This window comes from Fluoribacter gormanii, from assembly GCF_900156395.1.
Classification (GTDB): domain Bacteria; phylum Pseudomonadota; class Gammaproteobacteria; order Legionellales; family Legionellaceae; genus Legionella; species Legionella gormanii.
In genome coordinates, this window is record NZ_FTNL01000002.1 from 150237 (window position 1) to 170037 (window position 19801).

Consider the following 19801-nt stretch of genomic DNA (forward strand, 5'->3'; position numbering starts at 1 on the left):
GCCCTTATCGATTAAGGGCTTCTGCAGAGGAGATTAATATGTCTATAGAACAATTGAAACACATGATACCTGATTTTGCTAAGGACATTCGTCTAAATGTGAGTAATTTATTTGGTAATGTGACGCAATCAGGTTTAACAGAAACCCAATTTTATGGGGTTGCATTAGCTGTAGCCTACACTTTAAAAAATAAGTGTATTATCGATGCAATTAAAACAGATGGTGCATCTTACATTACCTCTGAATTGGAGCAGGCAGTAAAAACAGCAACTGCCTTGATGGCAATGAATAATGTATATTATCGTGCGATTCATTTGGCAGAAAACAAGGAACTTTCATCAATGCCTGCTAATTTACGTATGAATGGTATGTTAAATCCTGGGGTACCTAAAGCTGATTTCGAATTATTCGCTTTGGCAGTCTCTGCAATTAATGGTTGCGGGATGTGCATTCATTCACATATAAGACAATTGTTGGAGCATGATTTAAACAAAGTTTCAGTGCAGTCTGTGCTTCGAATTGCAGCGATTTTGAATGCATTGTCTTTTGTTCTGTCCTACGATGAACTCTAAAAAGGTAGTTCTGGGTTAGGGGATAAAATCTAACCCGGAAATAAAAGTATTTCTTTTTTGGAGTTCGCTTGACCTGTGTTTATGCGTCTTGCCAGCCTTCAGGCTCTAAAGGAATAATGAGCCATAGTATCAGGTATGCGATAAGTGCTGCGCCTCCAATGAGGAAGAAAATCACAAATATAATTCTCATCCATACCGGGTCGACACCAAAATAGACTCCTAAACCACCGCATACTCCAGCAATTTTTCGATCTTTACGTGAGCGCCATAATTTTTTGTAGGGTTGATTCATAATTTACCTTCAATGAACGTTCATAACGATTTAGTCAGGATTGTGATAGCCATTTTTTCCCTTCAACAAGACGTGCAACCATCATACTACTTATACTATTGCATGTTACATTAAGCATAGTTGCAAGTGGATCAATAATGATACTAATTGCCGCTATTGCTATTAAAACTGAAGGAGGAAATCCATAAACACTGAGTATGAGTAACTCACCAAGCATGCCCCCACTTGGAATTGCTCCCATTACTGTGCCAACTAATAATGAAATTCCGAGGGCAGTAAGCAATACACCGGGGCTTGAAAAATTTAAGTGAAAGATTCCAAATAAAAAAGCAATCTTGAATACTCCACCTATTACAGAACCATCTTTATGGATGATGGTACCCAAAGGAATGACTGTTTCATAAATTTCAGGAGCGACTTGCATTTTTTTTGCTGCCAGTAAATTAGCAGGAATACTCGCAGCACTGCTGCAAGTGGTAATTGCGGTAACTGCTGGGAGAAAAATAGCACTCCAAAATAATTTGATGCCTTTAGTTTTCCCAGCAAAATAGGCAAATGCTGTCGAAGCAATAATAAAATAAATGATTCCAGATGTATAATAAAGAACCGCAATTCGCAGGTAATTCGCCATCAACTGAGGACCAAGGTCATGGACTAACACCGCGAAATAAGCAAAAAAACCAAAAGGCGCGTAATACATAATCAAAGCGAAAACGCGCATGAAAATTTCTTCACCTGCTTTTAAAAAATCAACAAATATCGTTCCTTTTTCATTTTTACTCGATGCAGCCAGGCCTACCAGTACTGAAAATATAATGAGTGCCAGAATATGCTGCTGCGAAAGAAGTTTGCTAAATTCAGGAACAGTAAAAATATCAGCAATTTGATTAAGAAAACTTAATGTAGCGGTTTTTTCTGGAACATTGAGTGGTAATGCAACTCCTTGAGCCGGGGGAAATAGGGTTACAATAAAAAGAGCAAAAACTGCTGCGATGATTCCGGTAAATAGAAATACAATCGTCATATAAAAAGCGATCTTGCCTAGTTTACCCATAGAGCCTATTCGTGCGATTGCAGAAGAGACACTAAAAAAAATTAAAGGGACAATAGCCGTAAAAATTAGGTTAAGAAAAATTTCTCCAAAAGGCTTTAAATAGGGAGTAGCTGGCCCCCAAAAGTATCCTGTGAGGCCTCCTAGCAAAATGGCTGTAATTAAAATAAATGGAAAAAAATAAGGTCCAAAAGTTTTTTGGGTGCTCATCACTATTGTCCTGAACTATTTTTAGGAACTGTTGTTATTGTATCTTCTTGCCCATGTACCATGCTACCTATTGATACACATTTAGTAAAATCCAATGCATTAAATGCGGAGTATTTTAATTTTCCAGACCAATTTTTTATCATTAAAATTCAGTAATATACCAATATTTTGGGTATAAAATGCCATAATTGAATCAATAGTTCTCACCGTGTATAATCGACTGCGCTTCTAATGTAACCCACTTGTGAGGATAATTATGCCTACAGCTAATCCTATTGTTTACAATCACGCTGATCTCCTATCTTGGCAAAAAGAATTAACCCCACTCGAACTGCAAATATCAGAACATTTACAATTCGTTGAATACCAGAGGCAACAGCTTCGTCCGAGCGAAGAAGAATTAAGATCTCTGAATTTACGTATTTCTCTAATTGAACACCAAATTTCTATGGATATTGGACTGGCTCAGGATTTGATGCGTCCCAAAACTCATTATCATGGAGAACATATTCGGGTACTGGATACCTTTGGATTGCAACTGGAATTAAGTCGTTTAGAAGAACAACGCGACAGACTCAAACGGACTATGTATCCTTATGAGCAAGCAATTATTGAAGCCCAAAACCGTTTGCAGGAATTATCTTCTCGGAGAGACTGGTTAAATGAGCATATTCCAGCCGCACAGTTATATTTAGAAACATTACAAGAAAATCCTATGAAGTTGGTTCAGGATTTGACCAATAGAATTTGGGAAGCATTCGTTCATTACGAAGACACGCACTTGGTTGGCCTTTCTCCTCAGGTACGTATTTGCTTGATCGCCGTTCAATATATGAATCTACTAACTACCTACCCTGGAGTGGGCGATCCTGGCTACCTAAATCAAGTCCATCGCAGCAATTATCTTCGTTTGTGTGGTTTGTTATGGGATATGTACTCTAACGTAAAACAAGAAAATAAAGATGCTGAGTTTGAGAACGTTTTAAGAAGTCTTGTTGAAAGTGCTCATGTTGCACAACATGGTGATTTATCTTATCCAATGTTAACAGGTTATAGTGCGACTGCCTGGTTTGAAAGTAATAAGCAAAGTGCACCGGCCTATTTTGCAATTCAAGAACAATATTTGCCCATTTTAGAAGAACAAACCCTTAATAATGGACTTGCTTTTATCACTCAGAATACACCGTTAAAGCCTACGGCACTTCAAAAACACATCATGAATGCGGCCAATTTAATTGGTGCAGAAGTAAAATTAAAAAAGCAAAATCATGAGGAGATTGATTACCATTTTTATGGCCGAACTATTCAAGTACTCTGCGGATCTTTGGTTAATCCTACAGATAAGCAATTAGCGACACGTTTAGGAAAAATCGCTGAACATGCATCTGGAAACAAGTCTATTGGTACAGAAGTTTTAGGTGGTCTGCTCATTGTATTTGGGGCATTACTCATTTGTTCCAGTATTGTTGGTTTTATCACTACTTTTGGCTCGAGTTCTGTATTAAGTGCCTGGGGTATTTCATTAGGCCTAAGTTTACTAGAAACAGAACTTGTGTTCGGGATCGCGTCTACTCTAACAGCCGCTACTGGAGTTGGATTAACATTTTTTGCGGGCCCTAAAGCCATTGAGGCAGGATCACGTAAAGGTTTATCTCAAGAACTTATGGATATTAAAGAGGGGATTGAGAGCTATGGTGAGCCACCACCCTATAGTGCGGTTGTCTTAAATTAATTTATCCCTGCTTCATTGCATCATGACACTATACTCTATAATCTAATAGAAAATTAAAGGAGTTTGGCTTATACCAAAACTCCTTTGCTCCTTACTTTCATATGGATTAATGAAGATGAAGCATAAATATTTCTTTGGACATAAGGTTTCTCATACTACAGATAACGCTCAAGAATGCTGTATTCAAATTCCATCGCCCCAGGATATAGAGCAAATGCATGCGATGCCGGCTGGTGCGGATGAAGATCAATTTGAACGCCTAACAAATATGATTCGGGTGATTGCAGAAATTCAATCAACAGATTCTTCATTATCCGTCGCTACAACCGATTTAGTGACCCTACCGAAACACTGGAACCAATTATTTGCTGCAATGAAGAAAGGAGATGCGGAGGCTGCATTGGCACTTCTTGGTCAATTTCCTGAAGAAGATGTAATTCTCCAGGCACTATTAGCAGTGCATACGCTAAAATATTTGCAGGAACTTATTATTTATTGCGTTCAAGCGCAAAAAAAAGGATGGAAACAATTATCCCCAGATATACTTATTACACCTGGAGCATTTGAAGTCTTAATTAAAGATATTGCAATGACTTTGTTTCATTCGGGAAAAATGCATTTTTCTTTTGGGTTGCCAACACATCATGCGTACAGTGATGAAGGAAGTGGCTTTTGTATTTTAAATAAGTCCGCAGTGTTAATCAAATACCTGCAGCACTTATCGAGTAAACCATTGAAACACATTATTGTTGGAACTGATGTAAATCGAGACAATGGCCTATGTGATATTTTGATGAATTCTGCTTCAGATATGGATATACGTCATATCGATATTTTTGACTCAAGGGTTTATCCTCAGCAAGATGGTGCGTTCATTACTAAGGCATTCAAACAGAGTGCTACAGATGCAGGACAAAAAATTCAGCTATGGCAACGCGGAAATTTCGAATATTTTGCAGTCGATTTAAGTCTTACTTTACGTAAATCCGGCTCAGTACATCCTGCTTTAGTTTTTGCATTAGAAAAAATTAAAGATGAAATAAAACTAGCTAAAACGAACCAACAGAAAGTCGCTCTATTTTTACCCACAGGTTGGGACTCTCATGAAGAGGAAACAGCTTATTGTGGGAAATTTGTTGATGGTCATTTAATGGGACGTGCCGAGGCACGAAAAACTCGTTTTAACGCAACGGACTTGACCTATTTTTATGAGAATTTATTTAAGATATATCAAGAAAATAAAAGCAGCATCGAAAAAGTATATTGGGGATTGGAGGGAGGATATGCTCGAGAAATGTATGAGCAACAAATTCAATTGTTAATGTCACTTGTTTTAAAAGATATAGTCCATCAGGATACAAATGAAGTCGTACCTGATAGTCCTAAAAATTTTTAAGAAATATGCCTTACCCGCAAGCCTGGTTAGGCTTGGTACCCTAAGGTAAATAATAAAAGGGATTGGGTAACTTAAATACTTTTTGAGCATACCCACCTTTAAGATCACTATATTGGTCTCCTATCGAGGCTACAATAGTGTAGCCTTTTTCAGTGAGCATTTTTCGGGTATGTGATTTAAACGGAATAATGGATTTTGAGGAATAATTCATGGGACGCAAATACAAACCTGACCATCCAGTATAACCTGCTTTGTGTAAATTGTTTTCCGTTGCTTTTCGCTCAGATTCATTTCTTCCGGTAACAAAAAATATTTTAATACCACGATTTCGTGCATCTCGATATAAAGTGAGCATAGGTTTGATTGCCGGGGCATTAGCCGCCATTATGTCTTGATGGTACGCTTTGCGATTGCCACCAAAATCTCGTTCAATCATGTATTTATAATTCGATAAGCTGGTCTCATCGATGTCTAGAACCAGAGCGAGTTTTTTATGCGATTTCTCTTTTAGATTTATCTCAGCTTGTTGATCAATGTATTGTTGGGCTTTTTTAATAACGTGTGTTAACTCTTTTTGGTAAAGACCTGAATTATAATAACTTTTCAGTTCATTTTTTACTAAGGTGAGATTCGGTGGATCTGAAAAAATTGGATTTGAAAAAAGAAACGCAACACCAAGTGCAATTAGGGAGAGAGATTTATTGAGAAAACGCGTCATTATCCATCCATTTTTTACTAAATGACAGAATTATATCTTTGTTCATTTGTTTGTCAAATAAGTCCCAAAATCAAAGTTCTAAATAATCATATTTTTGACCTTACTAGGGTCTTTTTTGAGAAGAACGAAATTTTTCGCCTCCTACAAAAGGTCTATCCCTTATCTATCATAAAGAAGAATAACCAATGAAAATATGGATGTATGATCTTATATAGGTCGTAATGAGTAATTATGTTATATTTCGATCCGATTTTTTAAAAGGAAAATAAATGCCTTATTTCTATGAAAAAAACGGTCGAATTTATTCGACAGAATCGATTGATCAATTGATTTATCATTCATTTCCCAGAGATGTACAATCATCTGAAAAAAACGCTCATTATAAGGCTGTTGCTCAAATTATTTTTTCTTCACAATACAAGTTGCCTACTTCGATTACGAGAGAAGAGCTACGTTTGGGTCAAGATTTTATAGAGTTCCTAGCACATCATAAATTAACTTCGTTAAACAAGTATAATGGGGTTGATCTTTTGTATCTTTTATCCTTAAGCCATGATACAGCTTTGCGCACTGGAGTTTGGAAGTTAGGTTCTTCGTTACATCTAAAAGCGACTGAAATAATCAGTAATCTATCAAAACTAGATGCTAGCGATCGCATACATCTTATGAACGAATCACTATCAGCATGGAAAGAGTTGTTTCTAAACGCTAAATTTGAATTGCAAAAAGAAGAAGTAGCAGAGACTTTTCCTGATAGCACTCGAAATATGTTGGGGCGGATGTCTTCATATAACGAACATCGTACGGAGTCTCAGAGTGAACAGACACGTTTAGAAGTTGAACAGGAGCAATTTCGCTTGCTGGAGCGAGCTTATTACAATAAGGAAAAAGATAGACGTAACCAGCCCACAGAAATGCAATCATACTACAATGATGAAGAAGAGGAATATAACGTTACACAACAGCAGTATTACTACAATTAACAGCTCTTCCGTGATATGTGAGGTTAATGGGAGTGTCAACTTAACAAAGAGAATTTGAGAAATGGAAAGTGGTTACGTGCTTATGTGGATAGCCTATGCATCCTCGGTTATAATGCTCACTTATTTTTGTTTAAGATTGCCACTCTTATGCATTTGAAGCAATTAAAATTAGCCGGTTTTAAATCTTTTGTTGACCCTACGGTGGTTCATTTTCCGAGTCAATTGGTTGCAGTTGTTGGCCCCAATGGTTGTGGAAAATCGAATATAATCGATGCCGTACGTTGGGTTATGGGAGAAAGCTCTGCGCGAAATTTGCGTGGTGAATCGATGGCTGATGTGATCTTTAATGGTTCTTCGAATCGCAAATCTGTAGGTCAGGCTTCTGTTGAACTGGTGTTTGATAATAGCCTTGGACGTTTGACTGGTCCTTTTGCCAGTTATGGAGAAATTGCCGTAAAGCGCATTGTAACTCGCGATGGTGATTCTTCTTATTATTTAAATGGCAGTCGTTGTCGACGTAAAGACATTACCGATATATTCCTTGGAACCGGCGCCGGAGCTCGTGGTTATTCAATTATTGGTCAGGGTACTATTTCCCAGTTGATTGAAGCCCGGCCTGAAGACTTAAGAGTGTATCTCGAGGAAGCTGCAGGTGTCTCCAAATATAAAGAACGACGACGCGAGACCTTACAACGTATCGCTCACACGCGCGAAAATCTAACTCGTGTTGCGGATATCCGAGAAGAGCTGGACAAGCAATTGCAGCGTTTAGAACGTCAGGCTAAAGCAGCGGAACGTTATCTGATTCTCAAAGATGAAGAGCGATTATGTCGTGCTGAAATTTTAGCACTAAAATGGCGAGATTTTATTGTCCAACAGGAAGTAAAACAACGTCAAATACAAGAATTAGCAGTTGGTTATGAACAACAGCAAAGTGCATTAACAAAAGCAAATAAAGACCGGGTCATTTTGAATGAAACTTTGCATGATGCAGAGGAGCAATCGCAACAAATTCAAGCGAGCTTCTATCAGTTGGGAACTGAGATTGCACGTTTGGAGGAGACCATACAACAGCAAACACGCGAAAAAAAGCGTTTGGAACAAGATCAACAGCAAATGCAGGAGGATTGGCGGGTTGCTGCAGAACAGCTCAAACATGATAAAGAAGAACTGCTCCAGTGTCAGCAGCATGCATGCGATTTGCAGAAACAACTTGAGCAATTAACCCATCAATTTAAAGAACAAGAAGCTAATTGGCTCGAGACACAAAAACAACAAGCAGAATGGGAACTTCGATGGCAAGAGGTTCAGACTCATAGCAGCACTCTGAAGAGGGAATTTCAAGTTGCACAGGTTAAGGCTCAGCATCTGGAAGAGAAGCATCAGCAAACCCTTTTAAGATTAGAAAAGCTTCAATTTGAACAAGAAACCATTTCTGTAGCAGATTTGCAACAAGCTCGAAAAAATTTAGAGAGTCAACATACCAAATTAATGGCTGATCAAGAGTTTGATGAGTTTCAACTCAAAAAAAGCCAAGAGAGTGCCGAACAATTACGCGCCAAATTACAAGATATAGAACAAAAGTTGCATGGATTACAAGATGAGTTCCATCATGCAAACAGCGAATATGCAGCATTGATGGCCGCACAGCGTGCAGCAAAACAAGGTGTGCAGAGCAACAAAAATACGATTAAGGAATGGTCAGAAAAGCCTCGATTAATGGATATTTTACAGGTTGAATCTAAATGGCAATCTGCTTGTGAACGCGTGCTTAATGAGGCATTACATGCTTATGTATTAGAAACTTTCGATGAGTTATGGCCGCAACGAATAATTTGTGAGCAGCAAGGGGAACATATTGTTACCCTTAGAAAGGGCGATCTCAAATCTGCGCCTCATCCACGTCTCATAGATAAAATAAAAGGGAATATCCCGGCAAATGTATGCCCATTGGAGCATATTTACACTGCGGAACATTTTGATGAGGCATTAAGCTGGTTACCTGAGCTGGCAGAGCATGAGTCTATTATAACTCCCGATGGTTTTTGGTTGGGGAAGGGATGGGTGAAATTTGTTACTCCTGAAACCCAGGACGAATTAGGCTTATTGGCACGACAACAAAAAATTTCTGATTTATCCGTAGTTGTTCAGGAGCTACAACAAAAAATTGAGATCCTGAGAACAGAACGTGATGAGACTCATCTGCAGTTACAGGGCAGTTTGAAGGAAATAGAATTACAACAGCTCAATGTGAATGCCAGTAATGAGGCATTAAGAATAAATAGTGTAGCTTTGAGTGCTAATGAGCAAGCCATTGTTCATGCTGAAAAACAAGTAACTGCTTTAGCATCGGAGTGCGAAGAGTTGAAGCTTATTTTGGAAGAAATGGCAGCAGAAGAATTTGATATAAAAGAGAAACTGCATTCTTTAGAAGAACAATGTCGTAATTATGAACAACAACACGAGCATGGTCTGCGTGAAAAACAAGAATGGTTGCAAACTCTGGCATTAAAAAATAAACAAATAGAAGAATCTCGCGTTGTGCTGCATCAAGCAGAGCTGGAGTATGATAGAGAACGAAATAAAATACAGCAAATTAACGATCGTATTCAACGGGAACAAGAACGTTTAAATATCTTGCAAGAGCGTCTGGAACATTTAGCGATGCTTTGCTTGCAAACTGAAGGTCCTGGGGAAGAGCTCAATGAACAACTAGCCTTATTGTTGCAAAAACATAGTGAAGTGGAATTGCAATTGACGCTTAGTAGAGAGCAGTCATCACAATTAAGGATGGAACTTGAAGAGTGTGAGAAAAATATTTTAAACTGTGATTTTGAGGTAAAACGTATCCAAGAACACATAAGCCAGGCTCGAATGGAAGAGCAGACTTTGGCAGTGCGTGCAAGCTCCGTACATGAATCGCTTGATGAATTGGGTTTGCAGGCGCAATCATTACTTGAGTTGATTCCTGTCGGTGTGACCCAAGTTATGCGGGAGGATGAATTAATCGCTCTTTCTGAAAAAATCAAACGTTTAGGAGCTATTAACCTTGCTGCGATTGAAGAATTTACTGCAGAACAGCAACGTAAAGTATATTTGGATGAGCAGTATAATGATTTAAATCAAGCGTTGGCAACTCTGGAAACTGCCATTGAAAAAATGGATAAAGAAACCCGAGCACGTTTGGAAAATACCTTTGATGAAGTCAATTCTTCATTCAAGGCGCTTTTTCCGCGTTTGTTTGGTGGTGGGAGAGCGCAGCTTGAATTGACTTGTGATAATCTGTTGGAAGCTGGTATTGTAGTAATGGCACAACCTCCGGGAAAACGAAACAGTACCATCCATTTGTTATCCGGGGGCGAGAAGGCAATGACTGCTGTAGCATTAGTTTTTGCTATTTTTCAGTTAAATCCTTCACCATTTTGTATGTTAGATGAAGTAGATGCACCTTTAGACGATGTAAATGTGGGGCGTTTTTGCTCTTTAGTGAAAGAGATGTCACAATTCGTACAGTTTCTTTTTATTACACATAATAAAGTTACAATGGAATTGGCAGATCATTTGATTGGGGTAACTATGCGTGAACCTGGGGTATCTCGCTTGGTTGCGGTTGATGTAACACAAGCTTTGGCTATGGAGTAAATGATGCAGGAAAATTGGAGCTTAATTCTTAATGTCCTGTTGTTAATTGGCGTTATCGTAGCAATTGGGCGCTTAATGAAAGCTCGAAGACAGAGCTTAAGTCCTGAACGTTATCAACCTAATCTGGGAACACCAGAAAAGAGTTCCGATAGCACACAGAATTATAATGATGACATTATTGCTGTACGTAAGGTCAATGCTGCGGCAATGGAGAATAAAATTGAAGTGGATAAGGATTTGCAATTAGTAAAGAAAACTACGGCAAAGCCCTCGCAACCACGTTTAATGCCTATGGATGATGAAGATGACTTTAAATTAATGACACAGATTGAGTCAAAACCAACACCTAAAATAGAAGTTGAGACAAAAACACAGGTGGACAATCAGGCTACTTTGATGATGTTTTTGCTCGCAAAAGAAAACAGACAATTTGCGGGATATGAGTTATTACAAACGGTTTTGGCGGCTGGTTTACGTTTTGGCGAAGGACAATTATTTCATCGCCATCAATTTCCTAATGGCCAAGGCCCTGTTTTGTGTAGCCTGGCAGCCGCGACTGCGACAGGGGTTTTTGATTTGCAAAATATTGGTGCTTTTAGTGTGCGTGGTCTTTGTTTGTATATGCACTCCTCAAAAAATCCCGGTATTGATATTGAACGATTTACGGTGATGTTGGAAACAGCAAGACAATTAAGTGAAGGTTTGGATGCGCACTTACTGGATGATCAACGTAAGCCGTTAACAGAAGATCGTATCGCTCGTTACTACCGTCTATTACAAATTAATCAGTCTCATTTTGAGTCTGTTGCAGGTTAAGTCTGTATAGCACAGCCCGGGTTCCACGCTGCGTAACCCGGGATAGAGACATTTATTTCATTTCCTTGAAACATCGGTTTTGCTGCTCCATACCAGGCTACAGTTTTGCCAGGAAATAAGAATTAACCTTTTTTTACTGTTATTACCCACTTGAACTCTACGCACAAGTGTTAGTACACTAGACTTTTGGCCATATCATAATACTATGAACCTAAATACTGTTGCTGCATTACTTGCTCAACCATGTCAGGTCAATACTGAACTTACTGGTATTTGTACTGATAGCCGTGAACTCACCCCAGGAAGTCTGTTTATTGCCATTTGTGGTGAACGTTTTGATGGGCATGATTTTATCAAAGAAGCAGAAACGCGAGGTGCAGTAGCTGCAATAGTGAGTCATGCTGTAGATGGAGTGCATATACCGCAATTTGTTGTTCCAGATCCCGTACAAGCATTAGCAAAAATAGCAGCGGCGCACCGACAGAATATACATTGTCCTGTCATCGCATTGACTGGATCCAATGGAAAAACTACAACCAAAGAAATGATTGCTGCCATTTTACCTCCTCCTTCTCATGCTACTAAAGGTAACTTAAACAATCATATTGGTGCTCCATTAAGTATTTTACAATTAAATAACAAACATCGTTTTGCGGTTTTTGAATTAGGCGCAAATCACCCAGGTGAAATCGCACATACGGTTGCAATTGTTCATCCCGATGTGACGTTGATTAATAATATTGCTCCAGCACATGTGGAAGGATTTGGCTCTATAGATGGTGTTGCCCGCGCCAAAGGTGAAATACATCAGGGCTTATCGCTTGCTGGTGTTGCAGTAGTTAACGATGATGATGCTTATGCTCATTTTTGGGATGAATTGTTGATTGATAAAAAGGTTCTTCGTTTTTCTTTAGATCATCCAGCAGATATCTATGCTCAAGATGTTGTGCTGGATGAGCAGGGTTGTGGGCAATTTTCTTTAATCGTACCTAATGGACAAGCAGATATTCATTTAAAAATTCCTGGTTTGCATAATGTTCGCAATGCGTTAGCTGCTGCAGCATGTTGCTATGCAGTAGGTATTTCCATAAAAGAGATTCAGCAGGGCCTGAATTGTTTTGGAGGTGTAAAAGGTCGTTTGTCGGTTCTTAAAGGAAAAAATCAATCTACTGTGATCGATGATACGTACAATGCAAATTTACGTTCAGTTTTAGCTGCTTTAGAGGTGCTAGCAGAACGCCCTGGCAAAAAAATTTTTGTATTTGGTGATATGGGAGAGTTGGGGACATGGGCTACTCAGCATCATCAAGAAGTTGGTATTGCTGCGCGTCGGCTGGGTATAGATCAGTTGCTCAGTTGTGGCTCCTACAGCAAATTAGCTGCTGAGTCATTTGGTGTCGGTGGTGAGCATTTTTCTAGTCAAGAGTTACTGGCACAAAGCTTAGTAGAAAAATTAGCACCAGATGTTGTTGTTTTGGTAAAAGGATCTCGATCCAGTGCAATGGAAAAAATTGTGCATCAACTCATATAGATTAAGGAGTTTGAGCACTAATCGATGTGACAAAAAATAATTAAATAAAGAACCAAAGAAATTTTTTTGTATGATGCTGAATGGTATGTAGGTTTGTGGTATGCTTGGCCGCTTTTTTGGCCCATTATTCTATTGGGCATTATTTAACACAAACCCATAATTGGGGTTAACCAAGAGGAACAATTATGCTCTACTGGCTAACGCAGCTATTTCAAGGGCAATATCATGCGTTAAGAGTTTTTCAATACCTGACTTTCAGATCCATTTTAGCTTCTTTGACTGCACTTATAGTGGGATTACTGTGTGGTCCGGTGATGATTCGCTGGTTGCGAGGCTTACAGATTGGTCAGATGGTTCGGGATGATGGTCCTCAAACACATTTATCCAAAGCAGGAACCCCAACTATGGGGGGAGTCTTAATCTTGTTGGCAATCACGGTGAGTTGTTTGCTTTGGGGAGATTTGCAGCAGTCCAGTTTATGGCTAGTTCTTTTGGTTACGCTCGCAAATGGGGTTGTGGGCTGGGTTGATGATTACCGCAAACTGGTATTGAAAAACAGTAAAGGATTACCTGCACGTTGGAAGTATTTTTGGCAATCAGTAATCGCGCTTATTGCTGTAATTTATTTGTATATGCATGCCACTTTACCCGTCCATACCCAATTAACGGTACCTTTTTTTAAATCTCTAACGATTGGCTTGGGTATTCTCTTCCCTGTTTTAGCTTATTTTGTAATTGTAGGAAGTTCCAATGCAGTGAATTTGACTGATGGACTGGATGGTCTGGCCATTATGCCTATAGTCATGGTTGCGGGTGCTTTGGGGATATTTACTTATGCTTCTGGAAATTCGGTCTATGCACCTTATCTGGGTATACCTTATGTTCCTAATACAGGAGAATTAACAATCTTTTGTTCTTCGATTGTTGGCGCAGGACTTGGGTTTCTTTGGTACAATAGTTATCCTGCCCAGTTATTTATGGGCGATGTGGGGTCTTTAGCTTTAGGGGCTGCTCTGGGCATTGTCGCAGTGGTCATTAGAGAAGAGCTGGTTTTATTAATGATGGGTGGCTTATTTGTCATAGAGACAATTTCCGTTATTTTACAGGTAGGATATTTTAAATACACTCATGGGAAACGCTTATTCAGAATGGCACCGTTACACCATCATTTTGAATTAAAAGGATGGTCAGAGCCTAAAATCATTGTCAGATTCTGGATTATTACTGTTGTTTTTGTGTTATGCGGGTTAGCCACTTTAAAACTTCGATAAAAAGGTGCATTCATGAATTCTCCTTTGTATTTAGTTGCAGGTTTGGGTAAAACTGGAATATCGGTAGCGCGATATTTACGTAGAAAAAATAAACCTTTTATTGCCTTTGATACACGTGCACAAGCTCCAAGTGTAACTGAATTTATAAAAGCATTCCCGGATGTTCCTGTTTATACTCAGCATATTCCTGATGAAGTGATAGGCCAACTGTCAGATATAATTGCAAGCCCAGGCTTGTCTTTGGATACACCGTTTTTAAATAAAGCCATGCAAATGGGCATCTCTGTATATGGTGATATAGAATGCTTGGCTCGAGAGATTCATGCTCCAGTGATCGCAATTACTGGAACTAATGGAAAATCAACGGTGACAACTTTAGTAGGGGAAATGGCAAAAGCTGCAGGATATAAAGTTGCTGTCGCCGGAAATATTGGAACACCAGTTCTTGATATGCTTGATGATGAACATCAGTACGATTTGTGGGTTTTGGAATTGTCCAGTTTTCAATTGGATTTAACCTATTCTTTAGCGCCAATCGCGGCCACAATTTTGAATGTATCTCCTGATCATTTAGATAGACATCATACAATGGATGCTTATGCGCAAGCGAAACAACGCGTGTATCATCAAGCACAAATTGCAATATTTAATCGCGATGATCTTTATACTGTTCCAACTAATGAGGATAATCGCATTTCTTTTGGTATTGATGCCCCTATACAAAACAATTGGGGTTTGATTACCCAAGAGGATAAAATATATTTGGCAAAAGGTAGTACTTGCCTTTTGCCCGTTGAGTCTGTTTTAATCAAAGGAGTTCATAACTGGCTTAATGCGCTTGCTGCTTCTGCTTTAGCGGATGCTGCAGGGATTTCACCTCAACACATCACTAGTGTGCTAACTTCATTCTCGGGTTTACCGCATCGGTCTCAATGGGTGCGAACTCTTGATGGCGTAGATTGGATTAATGATTCTAAAGGGACGAATATTGGTGCAACCATCTCTGCTATTAATGGAATAGGAGGCTCTATGGAAGGAAAGATTGTACTGATTGCAGGTGGGCAAGGAAAGGGCGCTGATTTTAGTGAACTGGCTCAGCCTATAGCAGATTATGTAAGATCCATTATTTTAATTGGAGAAGACGCAGACAAGATTGAAGCTGCATTAGCTAATGTAGTGCCAATTTCGCGGGCTTCCTCCTTGGATAATGCTGTTGTTGCGGCTAAGTCGCAAGCCAAACCAGGTGATGTTGTTTTACTGTCTCCAGCATGTGCCAGCTTAGATATGTTCCGCGATTTTAATCATCGCGGTGAAACGTTTGCTTCTTTAGTGAATGGATTGTAATCAATGCGGCCAAGACATGTGAATCAACGGGGTAAACCTGTCAGCAAACCTATTTCCCTTTATGATAAATGGTTAATTAGTGTGGTTATCGGTTTGCTGATTATCGGGCTGATGATGGTGGCCTCAAGTTCGGTAATGATTTCTACCAAATATTTCCATCAACCATTTCATTTTTTAATTCGTCAAGCATGTTATTTATTTGCTGGTTTGATGATCGCCCTTATCGTGATTAGAACTGATAGCAGTGTATGGGAACGTATCAGCATGCCAATGTTGTTAATTTGTTTATTGATGTTACTCATTGTGTTGGTTCCTGGAATAGGCCGCTCAGTCAACGGCAGTCGGCGATGGTTGGCTTTTGGGCCAATAGGTGTGCAAGTGTCTGAACTTGCAAAGCTCACTATGATCTTTTATCTTTCAGGCTATCTAGTACGTCAACAAAAAGCAGTCAGTAATAGCATTTTGGGCTTTATTAAGCCCATGGTAATTTTGGGAGTTGTTTCTTTTTTGTTATTACTTGAGCCTGATTTTGGTGCCACAGTGGTAATTTCTGGTACCGTTATGGCTATGCTATTTTTAGCTGGTGTGAAATTACGCTATTATATAGGATTGATGATTGTAGTTATGGGAGCTCTGGCCTGTTTGGCGGTTTCATCTCCCTATCGGGTTGCCCGTTTAACGGCATTTTTAGATCCATGGGCAGATCAGTACAATAGTGGTTATCAGTTGACTCAATCCTTGATTGCATTTGGTCGAGGAGGGTGGTTTGGTTCTGGTTTGGGAGAAAGTATCCAGAAATTATTGTATTTACCAGAAGCACATACTGACTTTTTATTTGCTGTACTGGCTGAAGAGTTAGGTCTGGTAGGCATTTTAGTGGTCATGATGTTATACAGCATATTGGTCATTAGAGGTATGACTATCGCATACAATGCTCATGTGCAAGAGCGGTTATTTGCTTCATATACCGCATATGGTCTGACTTTTTGGTTGGGGCTGCAAGCCGCTATAAATATGGGCGTTAATTCGGGATTATTACCGACAAAAGGGTTAACTTTGCCACTAATGAGTTATGGTGGTGCAAGTATGGTTATCAATTGTGTTGTAATTGCGTTATTATTGCGCATTGATCATGAAAATCGTTGGCAGGCTCTTGGATTGGGGCCACTGTCATCATAAGGGGGCATTTGTGGGTAATTCAGGACAATTTATATCTTCAAGGATGGGCTGTGTAGAACAAATACATTTCGTTGGAATTGGTGGGGTTGGCATGTGTGGCATTGCTGAAGTATTACACTACCAAGGATATCGTATTACAGGTTCTGATTTAGGTGATGGCAGTACAGTACAAAGGTTAAAATCTTTGGGAATCCCTGTTTATATGGGACATAAAGCGGAACATATAAAAGGTGCTGATGTAGTAGTACGTTCTTCAGCTGTTGGTATGAATAATCCTGAAATTGTGGCGGCTCGTGAACAAATGATTCCGGTAATACCACGAGCCGCGATGCTTGCCGAGCTCATGCGCTTTCGTCACGGAATTGCTGTAGCTGGAACCCATGGTAAAACAACAACAACAAGCCTGGTAAGCAGTCTCTTAGCTGAAGGTGGCTTAGATCCTAGTTTTGTAATCGGTGGCAAATTAAATAGTCTAGGAGTTAATGCTCAACTTGGCCAATCCCCATATTTTGTAGTTGAGGCGGATGAGAGTGACGCATCATTTTTGTTCTTGAAACCCATGATGGCTATAGTGACCAATATTGATGCAGATCATATGGATAACTATGAGAATGATTTTGATAAATTAAGAACAACATTCCTTGAATTCTTGCATCATTTACCTTTTTACGGCTTAGCGGTGGTATGTATTGATGATCCGGAAGTACGCAAGATCCTTCCAGCTATTGAACGACCCACCCTAACGTATGGATTTTCTGAGGAAGCGCTTTATCGCGCAACCAATTGGAATCAAAATGAACTCGTTAGCGAGTTCACAGTAGTACGCCCAGCACCATATTCTGAATTAAATATTCAATTTCAGTACCCGGGCCGCCACAACGTATTAAATGCCTTGGCCTCTATTGCTATTGCAACGCAATTAGGTGTGGATGATGCTTCCATTAAGCGCGCATTAGCAAAGTTCCAAGGAGTGGGGCGCCGCTTTCAAATGTTAGGTGAGAAAAAATTTGAGAATGGTTCAGCGCTTATTGTGGATGATTACGGCCATCATCCTCAAGAAATTCTATCAACCATAGATGCATTTCGACATGTTTGGCCCAATAAGCGTCTTGTACATGTCTTTCAACCGCATCGTTATACAAGAACTCAATCCTTACAAGAACAATTTGTTGATGTGCTGAGTCTTGCTGATGAATTATTTTTGTTTGATATTTATTCTGCAGGAGAGCCAGAAATCCCTGGAGTAACGAGTGAGAGCTTGGCACAGAAAATAAGAGGCAAAGATAGGCATGTGACTCTTGTGAATGAACAATCGCTTAAAGCAAAATTGAACCAGTTGATCAAAGATGGTGATGTTGTTTTGATGCAAGGTGCAGGGAGTATTGGTCAAATTGCTGTGAACTTAATGAGGGAAGTGTGAGAGCAACATGACTCCAACTGAGAATGATTGTAGCTTTGTGACTGAGTTTAAAGGCAGTTTGCTTTATAATGAGCCTTTGGCAGAATACACTACCTGGCGTGTAGGCGGTCCTGATGGTGAAATAAGAATTCGTAAGCCAGAGGAGTATGAGGTGGCGTATCGACATGTCTCTGGCCCACCCGATGAATGGTTCATCTCAGCTACATTTAAGCTACAGCCTGGTGATAAAGAAACCTCATTACAGGTCATAAATGATTTGTTGGCAGACCGTGCAAACACACAACCCACTAGTGAATACAATTGTGGGTCAGTGTTTCGAAATCCACCAGAAAATTATGCAGCTCGGCTTATTGAGTTCTGTGGATTAAAAGGTGTCAATGTCGGAGGCGCAGTAGTTTCTCAGAAACATGCTAATTTTATTATCAATCATCAAGGTACAGCAACTGCAGCTGATATTGAAGCATTGATTGATTTAGTACAAACTAAAGTTCGTGAGCAGACATCAATTGAGTTGATGCGCGAAGTTCATATAATCGGAGACCGTTAAATGTCTAAGCTTCTCAATTTGGTTCTGCTTTATGGTGGAAAATCCGGAGAACATGAAATCTCATTAATTTCAGCTGCATCGGTGCTTACTCATTTGGATGCTGAAAAATATAATATTATTCCTGTAGCAATGGATAAAGATGGATTATTTCATCTTCATCAATATCAGGATTTACTAGCCTATAAAGAGAAACTTCCAGTAGAAACTGAACACTCAAAACCTTTGGCTAGCCTATTTATTAATGGACGTTTATCAGTTGATGCGGATGTTGTTTTTCCTGTAGTGCATGGCCCCTTATATGAAGATGGTTGCCTGCAAGGAATGCTTGAGCTGTCAGGTGTTGCATATGTGGGTTGTGATGTACTTTCTTCATCCATTGGAATGGATAAAGATATGGCAAGACGCATTGCTTGCGTCAATGGTTTAAAATCAGCCAATTATAAGCTCTTATCATGGCATGCTTCCGCACCAGAAAGGCAACACTTTTGCCATGAAGTTGCAGAAGAGTTTGGTTGGCCTGTATTTGTAAAGCCGTGCTCAATGGGTTCCAGCGTAGGCATACATAAAGCAAAAAATATGGCTGAATTGTTAGTCGCAGTTGATGATGCTTTACGCTATGACGAAGAGATTTTAGTGGAGTCCTTTGTTACAGGACGAGAAATTGAGTTGTCCGTTCTGGAGAGTGCAGTACCTTCGGGTGAGCCAAGAGTTAGCATCGCTGGTGAAATACGTGTCAATCACCCGGATGGTTTTTATTCTTATTCAGCAAAATACTTGGAGAGTGGGCAAACTGATCTCATTGTACCTGCTCCGTTAAGTCAGAATTTATACGAGCAATTAAGAAAGGCAGCCGCAGATATTTTTATCCGGCTAAAATGTAAGGGTATGGCGCGTGTGGATTTTTTTGTTAATGACAAAACAGAAACGATCTATTTTAATGAAGTAAACACCTTGCCGGGATTCACTTCAATTAGTATGTACCCAAAACTATGGCAGGCGAGTGGTTTATCTTATCCCGAATTATTGGATGAGTTGATTCGTATTGCAATGGTGCATCAGAATTGCCGCCAACATTTGGTAACCAACTATTTGTGAGC

General features: G+C 39.5%; 15 protein-coding genes and 1 pseudogene. 13 read left to right on the forward strand and 3 right to left on the reverse strand.

The annotated features are described in order from the left end of the window. The first annotated feature begins 38 nt into the window (after window positions 1–38). Window positions 39–572: a carboxymuconolactone decarboxylase family protein gene (locus BW930_RS02060; RefSeq protein ID WP_058466644.1), complete on the forward strand. Its 534-nt coding sequence runs from the start codon at window positions 39–41 to the stop codon at window positions 570–572. Between the two features lie 79 nt (window positions 573–651). On the opposite strand, the gene BW930_RS02065 is transcribed toward BW930_RS02060, so the two are convergent. Then, the gene (locus tag BW930_RS02065; RefSeq protein ID WP_058466643.1) at window positions 652–864 is read right to left on the reverse strand and encodes a PspC domain-containing protein; all 213 of its coding nucleotides are present in this window, start codon (window positions 862–864) and stop codon (window positions 652–654) included. 34 nt (window positions 865–898) lie between these two features. Then, window positions 899–2125, reverse strand: coding sequence for a dicarboxylate/amino acid:cation symporter (locus BW930_RS02070; protein WP_058466642.1), 1227 nt, complete (start codon window positions 2123–2125; stop codon window positions 899–901). 256 nt (window positions 2126–2381) lie between these two features. Here BW930_RS02070 and BW930_RS02075 point away from each other — a divergent pair, with 256 nt between their 5' ends. Continuing rightward, window positions 2382–3857 carry a hypothetical protein gene (locus BW930_RS02075; protein ID WP_058466641.1) on the forward strand — a complete coding sequence of 492 codons (1476 nt, stop codon included), beginning with the start codon at window positions 2382–2384 and terminating at the stop codon, window positions 3855–3857. A gap of 115 nt (window positions 3858–3972) precedes the next feature. Continuing rightward, the gene (locus tag BW930_RS02080; protein ID WP_058466640.1) at window positions 3973–5253 is read left to right on the forward strand and encodes an acetylpolyamine aminohydrolase; all 1281 of its coding nucleotides are present in this window, start codon (window positions 3973–3975) and stop codon (window positions 5251–5253) included. A gap of 40 nt (window positions 5254–5293) precedes the next feature. Here BW930_RS02080 and BW930_RS02085 read toward each other — a convergent pair whose 3' ends face one another. Next, a complete protein-coding gene (locus BW930_RS02085; protein WP_058466639.1) occupies window positions 5294–5971 on the reverse strand; it encodes an HAD family acid phosphatase in 678 nt (225 codons plus the stop codon). Between the two features lie 269 nt (window positions 5972–6240). Between BW930_RS02085 and BW930_RS02090 the strand changes: the two genes are divergently transcribed. From BW930_RS02090 to BW930_RS02135, 10 genes and pseudogenes are all read left to right on the forward strand, one after another. Beyond that, window positions 6241–6954, forward strand: coding sequence for a hypothetical protein (locus tag BW930_RS02090; RefSeq protein WP_058466638.1), 714 nt, complete (start codon window positions 6241–6243; stop codon window positions 6952–6954). A gap of 147 nt (window positions 6955–7101) precedes the next feature. Continuing rightward, a complete protein-coding gene (gene smc, locus BW930_RS02095) occupies window positions 7102–10596 on the forward strand; it encodes a chromosome segregation protein SMC (protein WP_058466637.1) in 3495 nt (1164 codons plus the stop codon). 3 nt (window positions 10597–10599) lie between these two features. Next, on the forward strand, window positions 10600–11412 hold the full coding sequence (locus tag BW930_RS02100) for a cell division protein ZipA C-terminal FtsZ-binding domain-containing protein (protein ID WP_058466794.1): 813 nt from the start codon (window positions 10600–10602) through the stop codon (window positions 11410–11412). A 205-nt stretch (window positions 11413–11617) separates the two neighbouring features. Then, complete coding sequence (locus BW930_RS02105; RefSeq protein WP_058466636.1) at window positions 11618–12943, forward strand: UDP-N-acetylmuramoyl-tripeptide--D-alanyl-D-alanine ligase; 1326 nt, start codon at window positions 11618–11620, stop codon at window positions 12941–12943. Between the two features lie 185 nt (window positions 12944–13128). After that, on the forward strand, window positions 13129–14214 hold the full coding sequence (gene mraY / locus BW930_RS02110; RefSeq protein WP_058466635.1) for a phospho-N-acetylmuramoyl-pentapeptide-transferase: 1086 nt from the start codon (window positions 13129–13131) through the stop codon (window positions 14212–14214). A gap of 12 nt (window positions 14215–14226) precedes the next feature. Next, window positions 14227–15558, forward strand: coding sequence for a UDP-N-acetylmuramoyl-L-alanine--D-glutamate ligase (gene murD / locus BW930_RS02115; protein ID WP_058466634.1), 1332 nt, complete (start codon window positions 14227–14229; stop codon window positions 15556–15558). 3 nt (window positions 15559–15561) lie between these two features. Further along, window positions 15562–16737, forward strand: coding sequence for a putative lipid II flippase FtsW (gene ftsW, locus BW930_RS02120; protein ID WP_058466633.1), 1176 nt, complete (start codon window positions 15562–15564; stop codon window positions 16735–16737). A gap of 10 nt (window positions 16738–16747) precedes the next feature. After that, complete coding sequence (gene murC / locus BW930_RS02125; RefSeq protein WP_058466632.1) at window positions 16748–18157, forward strand: UDP-N-acetylmuramate--L-alanine ligase; 1410 nt, start codon at window positions 16748–16750, stop codon at window positions 18155–18157. Between the two features lie 115 nt (window positions 18158–18272). Beyond that, window positions 18273–18704: pseudogene (locus tag BW930_RS02130) on the forward strand (UDP-N-acetylmuramate dehydrogenase); the annotation flags it as partial. Beyond that, window positions 18705–19799, forward strand: coding sequence for a D-alanine--D-alanine ligase family protein (locus tag BW930_RS02135; RefSeq protein ID WP_058466631.1), 1095 nt, complete (start codon window positions 18705–18707; stop codon window positions 19797–19799). It abuts the pseudogene before it with no gap. The last annotated feature ends 2 nt before the right edge of the window (window positions 19800–19801 follow it).

Bases quoted from the DNA above. Each gene is read 5' to 3' on its own strand.
- BW930_RS02060 (WP_058466644.1), top strand. From the start codon at position 39: ATGTCTATAGAACAATTGAAACACATGATACCTGATTTTGCTAAGGAC.
- BW930_RS02065 (WP_058466643.1), bottom strand. From the start codon at position 864: ATGAATCAACCCTACAAAAAATTATGGCGCTCACGTAAAGATCGAAAA.
- BW930_RS02070 (WP_058466642.1), bottom strand. From the start codon at position 2,125: ATGAGCACCCAAAAAACTTTTGGACCTTATTTTTTTCCATTTATTTTA.
- BW930_RS02075 (WP_058466641.1), top strand. From the start codon at position 2,382: ATGCCTACAGCTAATCCTATTGTTTACAATCACGCTGATCTCCTATCT.
- BW930_RS02080 (WP_058466640.1), top strand. From the start codon at position 3,973: ATGAAGCATAAATATTTCTTTGGACATAAGGTTTCTCATACTACAGAT.
- BW930_RS02085 (WP_058466639.1), bottom strand. From the start codon at position 5,971: ATGACGCGTTTTCTCAATAAATCTCTCTCCCTAATTGCACTTGGTGTT.
- BW930_RS02090 (WP_058466638.1), top strand. From the start codon at position 6,241: ATGCCTTATTTCTATGAAAAAAACGGTCGAATTTATTCGACAGAATCG.
- smc (WP_058466637.1), top strand. From the start codon at position 7,102: ATGCATTTGAAGCAATTAAAATTAGCCGGTTTTAAATCTTTTGTTGAC.
- BW930_RS02100 (WP_058466794.1), top strand. From the start codon at position 10,600: ATGCAGGAAAATTGGAGCTTAATTCTTAATGTCCTGTTGTTAATTGGC.
- BW930_RS02105 (WP_058466636.1), top strand. From the start codon at position 11,618: ATGAACCTAAATACTGTTGCTGCATTACTTGCTCAACCATGTCAGGTC.
- mraY (WP_058466635.1), top strand. From the start codon at position 13,129: ATGCTCTACTGGCTAACGCAGCTATTTCAAGGGCAATATCATGCGTTA.
- murD (WP_058466634.1), top strand. From the start codon at position 14,227: ATGAATTCTCCTTTGTATTTAGTTGCAGGTTTGGGTAAAACTGGAATA.
- ftsW (WP_058466633.1), top strand. From the start codon at position 15,562: ATGCGGCCAAGACATGTGAATCAACGGGGTAAACCTGTCAGCAAACCT.
- BW930_RS02135 (WP_058466631.1), top strand. From the start codon at position 18,705: ATGTCTAAGCTTCTCAATTTGGTTCTGCTTTATGGTGGAAAATCCGGA.